Origin of the sequence: Frigidibacter sp., from assembly GCF_030695035.1 — a bacterium.
Classification (GTDB): Bacteria; Pseudomonadota; Alphaproteobacteria; order Rhodobacterales; family Rhodobacteraceae; genus Frigidibacter.
Genome location: NZ_JAUYTT010000011.1, coordinates 36872 through 51006, shown reverse-complemented (window position 1 = coordinate 51006; position 14135 = coordinate 36872). Strand labels below are relative to the sequence as shown.

The window sequence follows — 14135 nt, the reverse complement described above, 5'->3', positions numbered from 1 at the left end:
CATTCCGGCGCCAGGCTTGACGTCCCGCCCTGCTCCACCAATTCCCGAAAAAAATGCGCTCCGGAACCCGACCGGCCGACCAGCTTCCGTGCCACCGCTAATGATCACGAAATGTTCCGCCAATATCACAGCGATTCACGCGCCGGTGATTCGAAACGGCGGCCGAATCCCGACCGCCGCCCATGATTTCCCATAATCCCGTTAAACTGCCGTCGCCCCGCCCATGCAATCCCGGCAGGCGCGCCTTTCAGGCCCGGTTCAGGCCATCCCGCCGTCGATCAACCGCTGCGCCAGCGTGGCATAGGCCTCGGCAATCGGCCCCTCGCCCGCGGCAATGGGTGTGCCGGCATCGCCGGCCAGCCGCACGTCGAGGCTGAGGGGAATCTCCCCCAGGAACGGCAGGCCCAGCTTCGCCGCCTCGGCCCGCACCCCGCCATGGCCGAAGATATGCGCCTCATGCCCGCAGTTCGGACAGATATAAGAGGACATGTTCTCGATCAGCCCCAGCACCGGGGTCTTGAGCTTGGCGAACATGTCGATGGCCCGCCGCGCATCCAGCAGCGCCACGTCCTGCGGGGTCGACACCACCACCGCCCCGGTCAGATGCGTGCGCTGGCACAGCGTCAGCTGCACATCGCCGGTGCCAGGCGGCAGATCGACGATCAGCACGTCGAGCTCGCCCCAGGCCACCTGCCCCAGCAACTGCTGCAACGCGCCCATCAGCATCGGCCCGCGCCAGACCACCGCCTCACCCTCTTTCAGCAGCAGCCCGATCGACATCACCGTCACCCCATGCGCGTGCAGGGGGATCATCGTCTTGCCATCGGGCGATTCCGGGCGGCCGGAAACGCCCATCATCCGCGGCTGCGAGGGACCGTATATATCGGCATCCAGCAGCCCGACCCGCCGCCCCGCCCGCGCCAGCGCCACCGCGAGGTTCGAGGAGACGGTCGATTTGCCGACCCCGCCCTTGCCCGAGGCGATGGCCAGGATCCGGTCGATCCCCGCCACCCGCTGCGGCCCGGTCTGGCCGGGCGCCTGCGGCGTGGGGTGGCCGCCAATCTTCAGGCTTGGAGGGGGCGCCTTCGCTGCCGGCCCATGCGCCGTCAGCACGACCGACACCTGAGCCACCCCCGGGATCGCCCGCACCGCCGCTTCCGCCGCGGCCCGCACCGATTCCATACCGCGCGCAGCCTCGGGCGAGGGCGCCTCAAGCACGAATCTCACCGAGTCCCCCCGCGAGTCGCCCTCGATCTGCAACGCGCGCACCATATCCTCGGCCACAAGATCGCGGCCCGAGGGCAGGCGGATGCGGGCAAGCGCGGCAAGGACGGTGTCTTTGGTAACGGTCATTTTACGGCCTCCGGGACGTTTCGGCGGGCACTGTGGCATCCCTGCCAGCAAGGGCAAGCCAAACCACCCTAATGCCTCCTCAAAGCGCTGTGAAATGCGGCAGATGCCATGTTTGCGCTAAATATTAGGTCAGCATGCGATATGCATTTTCCGCATGGCGGCATTGAGGGCGTGGGGGATTGTGCAGCTGCAGCATAGGGTCCATTTTCATCTCAACGGCGCAACACGGCGCTGACCTGAATACTAACCGAGGCAGAGCAAATGGCTTTCGCAAATGACATCCGCAGCATCGAGCACGGCTTCGCCGACCGCATCGCTGCTTTCTTCAAGAACGTGCAGGACGCACGGCAGCGCCGCAAGGTGTTCCGTCAGACCCTGTCGGAACTGCAGGCCCTCTCGGGCCGCGAGCTGGCCGATCTCGGCATCAACCGCTCGATGATCACCCGCGTGGCAGCCGAAGCTGCCTACGGCACCGAGAAGTAATTCGCTTTCCTGAGGCTCCTCCTCCTCCCTGAGCCTCGGAAATCTGCGGCGACCCCCTCCTCCTCCCTGGGGTCGCCGCACCAGATACCAAGGACCGCAAGGTCCGATGTTAACGGACCGGAAGGTTCACCCGGCATACGATGGCTCTCCTCCTCCTCCCTGAGGGCCTCGTTATGAAGGCGGCGGCCCCCTCCTCCTCCCTGGGGCCGCCGCTCTTCGAAACCGGAACCCCGGGCCCGCAGGGCCCAAAAGCTGAACGGGCCCGCAGGGGCCCACGAAATTCGGGCCTTCGGGCCTACCTGAATACGAACGGCCCCTCCTCCTCCCTGGGCCGGACGTTGTGAAGGACGGTGGCGCTTCCTCCTCCTCCCTGAGGCGCCACCGCTCCCCTTCACAAGAAGATACGGCCGGCCCCTCCTCCTCCCTGGGCTGGACGTTGTGAAGGACAGTGGCGCCTCCTCCTCCTCCCTGAGGCGCCACTGCTCCCTTCACCAAGCATACGAAGGCCCCCTCCTCCTCCCTGGGGTCGGCGTTAAGAACGGCGGTGCCCCTCCTCCTCCCTGGGCACCGCCGTTCGTTTTTGAGGATTGCCGATTTCACCGAAATATCTGGCGGCGCTCATGCCGCAGGTTGTCCCACGGGCGCCTATCAACCTCGGAACGCTGTATTCGGGCGGGACAAGGCGAGGCACTGCCTCGCCCCCGCCCGTGCGCGGCGCATCGCCCGGAGCCGATGGCAACGCGAAACCGAATGAGGCCAGCGCCCGACCTGGCGGGCGAGAAGCGCCCGCCAGGGGCGGGGCGGGCGCTGGCCGGGCCCTTTGGGGGCCCGTCCGGTGCAATTGGACATGGCACCGCGTGGCGAAGGCGATGGCCTTCGCCAAGGAGAGCGATGCAAACGGGACGCCAAGCGGCAGTTCCTCCCTTCCCCCTCCAACCCAGCCCCCACCCCTTGCCGCCGCATTCCCCCCGCCGCATAGTCCGCCGCAACTCGCGGCAGGCACGGATCACCATGCGGATTTCCCTCTTTTCGGCGGCGCTGGTCGCGGCGCTTGTCGGCTATGGCAGCACCATCGCCCTGCTGCTCGCCGCCGCGCAGGCCGTGGGCGCAACCCCCGAACAAACCGGCTCCTGGATTTTCGCCATCTGCCTTGCCAAGGCCGCAGGCTCAGCTTTTCTAAGCCTCAGGGCACGGATACCCATCGTGCTGGCCTGGTCCACCCCCGGCGCCGCGCTCGTCGCCGCCTCGCAGGGGCTGAGTATGGCCGAGGCCGTTGCCGCCTTCGTCTTCGCCGGCCTGCTGATCGCGCTGACCGGAGGCCTCCGCCCGCTCGGCCGGATGATCGCCGCGCTGCCCGATGCCGTGGCCGCCGCAATGCTGGCCGGCGTGCTGCTGCCCTTCTGCCTCGCCGTCCCCGGCCATGCCGCCGCCGCACCCGCGCTGATCCTGCCGGTGGTCGCAGTCTTCCTCGGCGTGCGCCTGTTCAGCCCGGCCCAAGCGGTGCTGGCAGCATTGGCGACCGGGCTGATCCTCAGCTTCGCCCTGCCCGGCGCCGCGGCGCTGCCCGATCTCACCTTCACCCTGCCGCGCCTGACCTTCATCGCGCCCGATTTCGACATCGGCGCGCTGATCGGCCTCGGCCTGCCGCTCTACCTTGTCACGATGGCTTCGCAGAACCTGCCCGGATTCGCCGTTCTGCGCGCCGCCGGCTACACGCCCCCGGTGCGGCAGGCGCTGACGGTGACAGGCGGGCTCTCGGCGCTCACCGCCTTCTTCGGCGCCCATACCATCAGCATGGCCGCAATCACCGCAGCGATCTGCCTCGGCGACGACGTCCATCCCGACCGGACGCAGCGCTGGAAGGTGGGGCTGGTCTATGCCGGGATCTGGGTGGCGCTTGGCCTGTTCGGCCCGGTGATCCTGGCCTTGATCGGCGCCATGCCCGCCGCCCTCGTCGCCACCATCGCCGGCCTCGCGCTGATCGCGCCCTTCCTTGGCGCGGCCAGCGCCGCCTTTGCCGCGATGGACACCCGCTTCGCCGCCGGCACCACGCTGATCGTCACCGCGTCCGGGGTTGCCGTCTTCGGCATCGGCGCGGCCTTCTGGGGGCTGATCGCCGGGCTGGTCGTCCATGCGCTGGACAAGGCAAAGCGGCGGCCGGTGTAACCCGCGCCGCCGCTTTCAGCCGAATCGACTTCAGTCCGTACGGATGAACCTGTTGACTTGGCTTTCCTCGCCCGAGGCAAGATGGTCCTCATAGATGAACTCGAGTTCCCGATCATCGAAGATCGCAAAGAACTCCTCCCAGCTGATCTCTTCCAGCGCCTCTTCGGGCTCGCCGAAATCCAGTCGCAGCAGCCCGCCATTGCCGTCGCCCTCTACGCGGGAGGGCCGGCCGCCCCGCGCCTCGGCCCAGTTGCGAATCGTGTCATGGTCACGCGTTGTCTTGGATGTCATCGCGGTCTCCTTCCGTTTCAACGGAAGAAACCCGCGCGCCCGGGCAAGAGTTCCTCAGAACGGCACGTCATCCGCATCGGCAGCCGCCACCACGAATCCTGCGACGATCTTCTTGACCCCGGTCCCGAACGCCACCGCCAGCTTGTCGCCTTCGATCTCTTGCACCACGCCATAGCCGAACTTCTGGTGGAACACCCGGTCGCCGATGTCGAAGGCCGAAACCGCATCCAGATCGATCACCGTATGCCGCGATTCGCGCGGCTGGCTCACGGGCCGGCTCCCCGCCCGGTCCTGCAGCCGCCGCCAACCCGGCGAGTTGTAGACATCGGCCTTCGCCGCCCGCGCCTCGACCGAAGAGCCGCCCGATGACCCGCCCGCGCTGCTACCAAACCCCGCCGCCGCGCCATAGCCGCCGCCATAAAGCCCCGGCGGCGTCAGCACCTCGACATCCGCCTCGGGCAATTCGTCGATGAAGCGCGAGGGCATCTGGCTTTGCCAGCGGCCATAGACCTGCCGGTTGCCGGCAAAGGAAATCGTGCACAGCTCCTCGGCGCGGGTGATGCCGACATAGGCCAGCCGCCGCTCCTCCTCGAGCCCTTTCTGCCCGCTTTCATCCATCGACCGCTGGCTGGGGAACAACCCGTCCTCCCAGCCCGGCAGGAACACCACCGGAAACTCCAGCCCCTTGGCGGCGTGCAGGGTCATGATGGTGATCTTCTCCGATTCCTCCTCCGAGGAATTGTCGAGGATCAGCGCCACATGCTCGAGGAAGCCTTGCAGATTGTCGAACTGCTCCAGCGCCTTGACCAGCTCCTTGAGGTTCTCCAGCCGCCCCGCCGCCTCGGGCGTCTTGTCGTTCTGCCACATGGCGATGTAGCCCGAATCCTCCAGAATCTCCTCGGCCAGCCGCACATGGGAATGGTCATGCGCGGGCGGAACCGAGGCGTCCTCCAGCTCGATCAGCTCGTCATCATCATCCGCCGGGCTGCGCGCCGTTGCCGGGCTCGCCGCGGCAATCGCCTTGTGCCAGCGGTCCACATTCTCCACGAACCGCCGCAGTTCGGCCGCGCCCTTGCCGCCAAGCTTGCCAGCGGCGACCGCATAGCGCGCGCCCTCCAGCAGGCTGGTGCCATCGGCGCGGGCGGTCATCTGGATCACCTGCTGCGCCTTGTCCCCCAGCCCGCGCTTGGGGGTGTTCACGATCCGCTCAAACGCCAGATCATCCTCGGGGCTGACCGCCAGCCGGAAATAGGCCATCGCATCGCGGATCTCGGCCCGCTCATAGAATCGCGGGCCGCCGACAACGCGGTAGGGCAGGCCGATGGTCAGGAAGCGGTCCTCGAAGGCCCGCATCTGGCTGCTTCCGCGCACGAGAATCGCCTGCCCGTTCAGCGACACCGGCCCCATCCGGCGCGAGCCCCGCTGCAGCGCCTCGGCCTCTTCGCCGATCCAGCGCGCCTCTTCCTCGCCATCCCAATGGCCGATCAGCCGCACCTTCTCGCCGGCCTGTTCCTCGGTCCACAGCCTCTTGCCAAGCCGCCCGGCATTCTGCGCGATCACCGAGGAGGCGGCGGCGAGGATATGCGGGGTCGAGCGGTAATTCTGCTCCAGCCGGATCACCTTGGCGCCCGGAAAATCCTTCTCGAACCGCAGGATGTTCCCCACCTCGGCCCCGCGCCAGCCATAGATCGACTGGTCATCATCGCCCACGCAGCAGATGTTCTTGTGCCCCTGCGCCAGCAGCCGCAGCCACAGGTATTGGGCGACGTTGGTATCCTGATACTCGTCGACAAGGATGTAGCGGAACCAGCGCTGATACTGGGCCAGCACGTCCGGATGGGCCTGAAAGATCGTCACCACATGCAGCAGCAGGTCGCCGAAATCGACGGCGTTCAGGCTGCGCAGGCGGTCCTGATAGGCGGTGTAAAGCTCCGTCCCGCGATTACCGAACGCGGCGGCCTCGGCATTGGGCACATTGCCCGGCGTCAGCGCCCGGTTCTTCCAGCCGTCGATGATCCCGGCCAACTGCCGCGCCGGCCAGCGCTTTTCGTCGATATTGGCGGCGTTGATGACCTGCTTCATCAGCCGGATCTGGTCATCAGTATCCAGAATCGTGAAGCTCGACTTCAGCCCCGCCAGTTCGGCATGGCGGCGAAGGATCTTCACGCTGATTGAGTGGAACGTGCCCATCCAGCGCAGCGGCTCCAGCACCCCGAACGGCGCATTCGCCAGCCGGTCGCGCATCTCGCGCGCGGCCTTGTTGGTGAAGGTCACCGCCAGAATCTCGTTCGGCCGCGCACGGTTCGTCGCCACCAGATTCGCGATCCGGGCCATCAGCGTCTTGGTCTTGCCGGTGCCTGCGCCGGCCAGCATCAGCAGCGGGCCATCCAGTGCCTCGGCCGCCTCGCGCTGTGCGGGGTTCAGGTCATCCAGATAGGCCGTGCCGCGAACGCCCGCAGCCCCCGCCATCGCCCGTTGCGACAGGCTCTGCGGAACAGCGGCGGCGGCGCCTTCGAAGGCATCATCTTCATCAAATCGGCTCATGCGCGCACTCTAGCGCCCTTCGCGGCCGGGGAAAAGTCAAGTTCTTGGAATGTTCGCGCAGGCCGACCACCGTCGCTCGCGCCCCCCAACATCTTGCAACCGCAGGATAATCACCGACCTGCTTTGCACATCCCCCCTGAAACTCATGCAAATCTTGCAAAGCGCCTCGTAGCGGCTCTTGCGCTGCGCCGCGGCATCTCGGATGGTTTGCGAAAGGCCGTGCCTATTTTCGCAGCACCGGGGGACACCATGCCAGAGTTCAAGAAGATCCTGATCGCCAACCGCGGCGAGATCGCCATCCGGGTGCTGCGCGCCGCCAATGAGCTTGGCAAGAAGACGGTCGCCGTCTACGCCGAGGAAGACAAGCTGAGCCTGCACCGCTTCAAGGCGGATGAGGCCTACCGGATCGGCGAAGGCATGGGCCCGGTCGCCGCCTATCTCTCGATCCCCGAGATCATCCGGGTGGCGAAAGAATCCGGCGCCGACGCCATCCATCCCGGCTATGGCCTTCTGTCCGAGAACCCCGATTTCGTCGAGGCCTGCGTGGCCGCCGGCATCACCTTCATCGGGCCGAAGGCCGAGACCATGCGCGCCCTCGGCGACAAGGCCAGCGCCCGCCGCGTGGCGATCGAGGCCGGCGTGCCGGTGATCCCGGCCACGGAAGTTCTGGGTGAGGATTTCGACGCGATCAAGGCCGAGGCGGCGGCGGTCGGTTACCCGCTGATGCTCAAGGCCAGCTGGGGCGGCGGCGGGCGCGGGATGCGCCCGGTCAATGGCCCCGATGAGCTGATCGAGAAGGTCCGCGAGGGCCGGCGCGAGGCCGAGGCCGCCTTTGGCAATGGCGAAGGCTATCTCGAAAAGATGATCCTGCGCGCCCGCCATGTCGAGGTGCAGATCCTTGGCGACAGCCATGGCGAGATCTACCACCTCTATGAACGTGACTGCACCGTCCAGCGCCGCAACCAGAAGGTCGTCGAACGCGCCCCCGCCCCCTACCTGACCGATGCCCAACGCGCCGAAGTCTGCGACCTTGGCCGCCGCATCTGCGCCCATGTCGGCTATGAATGCGCCGGCACGGTCGAGTTCCTGATGGATATGGACAGCCAGCAGTTCTACTTCATCGAGGTGAACCCGCGGGTGCAGGTCGAACATACCGTCACCGAGGAAGTGACCGGCATCGACATCGTGCAGGCCCAGATCAAGATCGCCGAGGGCAAGACGCTGGCCGAGGCGACCGGGGTTCCCAGCCAGGCCGAGGTGCGCCTGCAGGGCCATGCCCTGCAATGCCGCGTCACCACCGAAGACCCGCAGAACAACTTCATCCCCGACTATGGCCGCATCACCGCCTATCGCTCGGCCACCGGCATGGGCATCCGGCTCGACGGCGGCACGGCCTATGCCGGGGGCGTCATCACCCGCTATTACGATTCGCTGCTGGTCAAGGTCACCGCCTGGGCGCAGACGCCCGAACAGGCCATCGCCCGCATGGACCGCGCCCTGCGCGAGTTCCGTATCCGCGGTGTCAGCACCAATATCGACTTCGTCATCAACCTGCTCAAGCACCCGACCTTCCTGAACGACACCTACACCACCAAATTCATCGACACGACGCCAGAGCTCTTTGATTTCCGCGCCCGAGCCGACCGTGCCACCAAGATCCTGACCTATATCGCCGACATCACCGTCAACGGGCATCCCGAAACCGCCGGCCGCCCCAAGCCCCCCGCCGAGGCGCGCAAGCCCCGGGTGCCGAAGCTGCGCGCCGAGCCTGCCCCCGGCACCCGCACCCTGCTCGAGGCGAAGGGCCCCAAGGCCGTCGCCGACTGGATGTCGGCGCAGCCGCAGCTCCTCATCACCGACACCACCATGCGCGACGGGCACCAGTCTTTGCTGGCGACCCGCATGCGCTCCATCGACATGATCCGCGTCGCCCCGGCCTATGCCGCCAACCTGCCACAGCTCTTCAGCGTCGAATGCTGGGGCGGCGCCACCTTCGACGTCGCCTACCGCTTCTTGCAGGAATGCCCCTGGCAGCGCCTGCGCGACCTGCGCGCGCGCATGCCGAATGTGATGACCCAGATGCTGCTGCGCGCCTCCAACGGCGTCGGCTATACCAACTACCCCGACAATGTGGTGCAATCCTTCGTGGCGCAGGCGGCGAAAACCGGCGTCGACGTCTTCCGCGTCTTCGACAGCCTGAACTGGGTCGAGAACATGCGCGTCGCGATGGATGCGGTGATCGAGGCGGAGAAGGTCTGCGAGGCCTCGATCTGCTACACCGGCGACCTGCTGGACCCCGCCCGCGCCAAGTATGACCTCAAGTACTACGTGGCGATGGCGCGAGAGCTGCAAGATGCCGGCGCCCATGTGCTGGGGCTCAAGGACATGGCGGGCCTCTTGAAACCCGCCGCCGCCCGCATCCTCATCAAGGCGCTGAAGGAAGAGGTCGGCCTGCCGATCCACTTCCACACCCATGACACCAGCGGCATTGCCGGCGCCACCATCCTCGCCGCGGCAGAGGCTGGCGTGGACGCCGTCGATGCGGCGATGGACGCCTTCTCGGGCGGCACCTCGCAGCCCTGCCTTGGCTCGATTGTCGAGGCGCTGCGCAACACCGACCGCGACACCGGCCTCGATATCGGCGCCATCCGCGAGATGTCGAACTACTGGGAAGCCGTCCGCCACCAGTACCGCGCCTTCGAATCCGGGCTGGAGGCGCCCGCCTCCGAGGTCTGGCTGCACGAAATGCCTGGCGGCCAGTTCACCAACCTCAAGGCGCAGGCGCGTTCCTTGGGGCTCGAAGACCGCTGGCACGAGGTCGCGCAAACCTATGCCGACGTGAACCAGATGTTCGGCGATATCGTGAAAGTCACGCCCTCCTCCAAGGTCGTGGGGGACATGGCCCTGATGATGGTCGCCCAGAACCTCAGCCGCGCGCAGGTCGAGGATCCGGCCACCGACGTCGCCTTCCCCGACTCGGTGGTGGACATGATGCGCGGCAATCTCGGCCAGCCCCCCGGCGGCTGGCCCGCCGGCATCGCGCGGAAGGTGCTGAAGGGCGAGACGCCCTCCACCGAGCGCCCCGGCAAGCACCTGCCCCCGGTCGATCTGGAGGCGGTGCGCGCCAAGGTCTCTGCCGATCTCGGCGGCCTCCCCATCGATGATGAGGATCTGAACGGCTACCTCATGTATCCCAAGGTGTTCATGGATTACATGAAACGCCACATCGCCTATGGCCCGGTGCGGACCCTGCCGACCCATGCCTACCTTTACGGGATGACCCCGGGCGAGGAAATCTCGGTCGAGATCGACCCCGGCAAGACGCTGGAAATCCGCCTGCAGACGCTGGGGGAAACCACGGATGAGGGCGAGGCCAAGGTGTTCTTCGAACTGAACGGCCAGCCCCGCGTCATCAAGGTGCCCAACCGCATGGTCAAGGCCAAGACCGCCGCCCGCCCCAAGGCCGCCGAGGGCAACCCGGCCCATATCGGCGCGCCGATGCCCGGCTCGGTCGCGAGCGTAGCGGTGACGGTGGGGCAGAAGGTCAACGCCGGCGATCTGCTCCTCACCATCGAGGCGATGAAGATGGAAACCGGCATCCACGCCGACCGCGCCGCCACCGTCAAGGCGGTGCATGTGGTCCCCGGCGCCCAGATCGACGCCAAGGATCTGCTGGTGGAACTGGGCGAGGCGTAGCGCCCAACTAAAAGCGGCGGGGGGCCGTCTGCCCCCCGCACCCCCCGAGGATATTTGGACAAAGAAGAGAGACCAGGAGCGGGCTCTGGCCGCGCAGCCAAGCTGCTCGCGCCCGTCCTCATCCGGCAAACCCGCACCCCAGCTTCTTGCTGGCCCAAGTATCCTCGGGGGGAGGCCGAAGGCCGAGGGGGCAGACAGCCCCCCGCCTTGGCCGGCCACAGCCCCACAGGCCAACCAATCGCGCCTCCCGCGCCCCTCACGCCCCTCCCTCTTCGTTTTGGTCCAAATATCCTCGGGGGGCGCGGGGGGCAGACGGCCCCCCGCTTCTCTTGCTGCTTGCGGGGCAGACGGCCCCCCGGCGTCTCCAGCGGCGTGACCTATCCCAATCCTGGCGCGCCCCCACATTTTCCGCTTGCAGCCCCGCGCGTCAGCCCTTAAATCCGCCGTCACCGGAACCGGTGCGGGCGTAGCTCAGGGGTAGAGCATAACCTTGCCAAGGTTAGGGTCGGGCGTTCGAATCGCCTCGCCCGCTCCAGTTCCGATAGTGAAAACGCGGCTCCTTCGGGGGGCCGTTTTTCGTTTTGGGCCGCCGCGCCCGGAACCCCGCCCTCGGCAGCACGTTGCCAGCCATGACGCAGCGCAAATCCCCCTCCACCGGCAAGATCCGCATTGGCATCGGCGGCTGGGTCTTCGCGCCTTGGCGCAGCAACTTCTACCCCGAAGGCCTGCCGCAAAAGTCGGAACTGGACTATGCCAGCCGCCAGCTCACTTCCCTCGAGGTCAACGGCACCTTCTACCGCACCCAGACGCCCGAGACCTTCCAGAACTGGCACGACCAGACGCCGGACGATTTCGTCTTCGCCCTCAAGGCCCCCCGCTACACCACCAGCCGCAAGGTGCTGGCCGAGGCCGGCGAGAGCACCCGTCGCTTCCTCACGAGCGGCCTCACCCGCCTGCAATCCAAACTCGGGCCGATCAACTGGCAGTTCGCGCCGAACAAGCGCTTCGACCCCGAGGATCTCGCCGCCTTCCTCGCGCTACTCCCCAGCACCATCGACGGCCTCCCCCTCCGCCACGCCCTCGAACTCCGCCACGAGGCGTTCCACGACAAAAGCGTCGCCGCCGAGGCCGCCGCCCTCGCCAAGGCCCACAACGTGGCAATCGTCATCGCCGGCGACTCCCCCTACCCCCGGATCGCGGAACCGACGGCCGATTTCGTCTACGCCCGGATCATGGGCACCGAGGACACCCACCTCCTCGGCTACGCCCCCAAGGCGCTGGACGCCTGGGCCGCGCAGGCGAAGGACTGGGCCAACACCCGCGACGTCTATCTCTACGTCATCAGCGGCGCCAAGGCCCGCAACCCCTCCGCCGCCCGCGCCCTCATGGACCGCCTCTGAGCCGACACGCCCTCGGCAAAATTCCTGTTGCACCCCGCCCGCCGCAGCGCTATCAGACGCGCCACGGAGTGCGGGCGTAGCTCAGGGGTAGAGCATAACCTTGCCAAGGTTAGGGTCGGGCGTTCGAATCGCCTCGCCCGCTCCAGTGATCCGGCAACCCCATGCCGGATGTGACATGGCCCTTCGGGGCCATTTGCATTTCTGCCACATGCCCTTCCCAAGCGCCGCACCCGCAGCCTATAAGGCGGCAACCAAGGCATGGAGGCAGCGATGCGGACGGCAACGATCACCCGCAAGACGGCGGAAACCGAGGTCACGGTCACCGTGAACCTCGACGGCACCGGCGCCTACAACAACGAAACCGGCATCGGTTTCTTCGACCATATGCTGGACCAGCTCTCGCGCCACTCGCTGATCGACATGACCATCGCCGCCAAGGGCGATCTGCATATCGACGACCATCACACGGTGGAGGATGTCGGCATCACCCTCGGCCAGGCCCTCGCCGCCGCCCTTGGCGACAAGCGCGGCATCCGCCGCTACGGCTCCTTCCTGCTGGCGATGGACGACACCCAGATCCGCACCGCGCTCGACCTCTCGGGCCGCGCCTATCTGGTGTGGAGCGTCGATTTCCCCACCGCCACCGTCGGCCGCTTCGATACCGAACTGGTGCGCGAGTTCTTCCAGGGCTTCTCCACCCATGCCGGCATCACCCTGCATGTGGACCGCCTGCATGGGCTAAACAGCCACCACATCGCCGAGGCCGCCTTCAAATCCGTCGCCCGCGCCCTGCGCGAAGCGGTGGAGCCCGATCCGCGGATGGCGGGGGCCCTGCCCTCGACCAAGGGCGCGCTCTAAGGCAAAGGAGCCGCACATGCTCACCGTCCTCGTCGACTACGACTCCGGCAACCTGCACTCCGCCGAGAAAGCCTTCCAGCGCATGGCGGCGGAAACCGGCGGCGGCCACGTCATCGTCACCTCCGACCCGGACATGGTGGCCAAGGCTGACCGCATCGTCCTGCCCGGCGACGGTGCCTTTCCGGCCTGCCGTCAGGCGCTGAACGACCATACCGGCCTCTTCGAGGCCATAGACGAGGCGGTGACGCAGCGCGCCCGCCCCTTCCTTGGCATCTGCGTCGGCATGCAGATGCTGGCGACCACGGGCCGCGAATACCATGACACCACCGGCTTCGGCTGGATCGATGGAGAAGTGGTTCGCATCGCCCCCGCCGATCCCGCCCTGAAGGTGCCGCATATGGGCTGGAACGATCTGGTGATCGACACGCCCCACCCGGTTCTGGCCGGCATCGAAACCGGCGATCACGCCTATTTCGTCCACTCCTACCACTTCCGCACCGCCCACCCGGCGGACCTGCTGGCCCATGTCGACTATGCCGGCCCGATCACCGCCATTGTCGGGCGCGCCAATATCGTCGGCACCCAGTTCCACCCCGAGAAGAGCCAGGCCACCGGCCTGCGCCTGATCGCCAACTTCCTGACCTGGCGGCCATGAGCGCGGCCGCCCCCGCACCTCCTCGCGCCGTCCTCAGCTGGTCCTCGGGCAAGGACTGCGCCTTTGCCTTGGTCGAAGCGCGCCGACTCGGTCTCGCCGATGTCGTCGCCGTGCTGACCACCACCAATGAGGCGTTCAACCGCGTCGCCATGCACGGCACCCGCGCCGCGCTGCTGGCCCGGCAAGCCGAAGCCCTCGGCCTGCCGCTGATCGAGGTGCCGCTGCCCTGGCCCTGCTCGAATGAAGACTACGAATCCCGGATGGCCGCCGCGATGCAAAAAGTCGCCGCCCTGGGCGTCCGCCACATGGTCTTCGGCGATCTCTTCCTCGAAGACGTCCGCGCCTATCGCGAGGAAAAGCTGCGCCCGCTTGGCGTCGAGGCGATCTTCCCGCTCTGGGGTCGCCCGACCTACACCCTCGCGCGCGACATGATCGCCGCCGGCATCGACGCCCGCCTCGTCACCGTCGACCCGCGGCATCTGGACCCCAGCTTCGCCGGCCGCCGCTTCGACGAAAGCCTGCTGGCCGACCTGCCCGAAACCGTCGATCCCTGCGGCGAGCGCGGCGAGTTCCACACCGCCGTGGTGGCGGGGCCGATGTTCTCGGCCCCGATCCCCGTTACCCTTGGCGAAACCGTCCAGCGCGACGGCTTCGTCTATGCCGACCTGATCCCGGACTGAAGACGAGCC

The 14135-nt window shown here is 67.1% G+C and carries 10 protein-coding genes and 2 tRNA genes; 9 read left to right on the top strand and 3 right to left on the bottom strand.

What is annotated here, in order from left to right:
* Positions 1–258: 258 nt before the first annotated feature.
* A complete protein-coding gene (locus Q8S30_RS11215; RefSeq protein ID WP_305666104.1) occupies positions 259–1353 on the bottom strand; it encodes an Mrp/NBP35 family ATP-binding protein in 1095 nt (364 codons plus the stop codon).
* Positions 1354–1614: 261 nt separating this feature from the next.
* On the opposite strand from Q8S30_RS11215, the gene Q8S30_RS11210 reads away from it, so the two are divergent.
* Both Q8S30_RS11210 and Q8S30_RS11205 read left to right on the top strand, forming a co-directional pair.
* Positions 1615–1836, top strand: a complete 222-nt coding sequence (locus Q8S30_RS11210; protein ID WP_161346737.1) for a DUF1127 domain-containing protein — start codon at positions 1615–1617, stop codon at positions 1834–1836.
* Between the two features lie 1011 nt (positions 1837–2847).
* Positions 2848–4002, top strand: coding sequence for a benzoate/H(+) symporter BenE family transporter (locus Q8S30_RS11205; RefSeq protein ID WP_305666103.1), 1155 nt, complete (start codon positions 2848–2850; stop codon positions 4000–4002).
* Between the two features lie 30 nt (positions 4003–4032).
* Here Q8S30_RS11205 and Q8S30_RS11200 read toward each other — a convergent pair whose 3' ends face one another.
* Entirely contained in the window at positions 4033–4293 is a 261-nt protein-coding gene (locus tag Q8S30_RS11200) for a hypothetical protein (protein WP_305666102.1), read from the bottom strand.
* A 54-nt stretch (positions 4294–4347) separates the two neighbouring features.
* Complete coding sequence (locus tag Q8S30_RS11195) at positions 4348–6837, bottom strand: ATP-dependent helicase (protein WP_305666101.1); 2490 nt, start codon at positions 6835–6837, stop codon at positions 4348–4350.
* 249 nt (positions 6838–7086) lie between these two features.
* Here Q8S30_RS11195 and Q8S30_RS11190 point away from each other — a divergent pair, with 249 nt between their 5' ends.
* The 7 genes from Q8S30_RS11190 (at position 7087) to Q8S30_RS11160 (ending at position 14126) form a co-directional block, all read left to right on the top strand.
* A complete protein-coding gene (locus Q8S30_RS11190; protein ID WP_305666138.1) occupies positions 7087–10533 on the top strand; it encodes a pyruvate carboxylase in 3447 nt (1148 codons plus the stop codon).
* Between the two features lie 460 nt (positions 10534–10993).
* A tRNA-Gly gene (locus tag Q8S30_RS11185) sits at positions 10994–11068 on the top strand.
* A gap of 94 nt (positions 11069–11162) precedes the next feature.
* The gene (locus Q8S30_RS11180; RefSeq protein ID WP_305666100.1) at positions 11163–11933 is read left to right on the top strand and encodes a DUF72 domain-containing protein; all 771 of its coding nucleotides are present in this window, start codon (positions 11163–11165) and stop codon (positions 11931–11933) included.
* A 70-nt stretch (positions 11934–12003) separates the two neighbouring features.
* Positions 12004–12078: transfer RNA gene (locus tag Q8S30_RS11175), tRNA-Gly, on the top strand.
* A 125-nt stretch (positions 12079–12203) separates the two neighbouring features.
* Entirely contained in the window at positions 12204–12791 is a 588-nt protein-coding gene (gene hisB / locus Q8S30_RS11170; RefSeq protein WP_305666099.1) for an imidazoleglycerol-phosphate dehydratase HisB, read from the top strand.
* A gap of 16 nt (positions 12792–12807) precedes the next feature.
* Positions 12808–13446, top strand: a complete 639-nt coding sequence (hisH, locus tag Q8S30_RS11165; protein ID WP_305666098.1) for an imidazole glycerol phosphate synthase subunit HisH — start codon at positions 12808–12810, stop codon at positions 13444–13446.
* Positions 13443–14126, top strand: a complete 684-nt coding sequence (locus Q8S30_RS11160) for an ATP-binding protein (RefSeq protein ID WP_305666097.1) — start codon at positions 13443–13445, stop codon at positions 14124–14126. Before hisH ends, Q8S30_RS11160 begins: the two co-directional genes overlap by 4 nt.
* Positions 14127–14135: the final 9 nt, after the last annotated feature.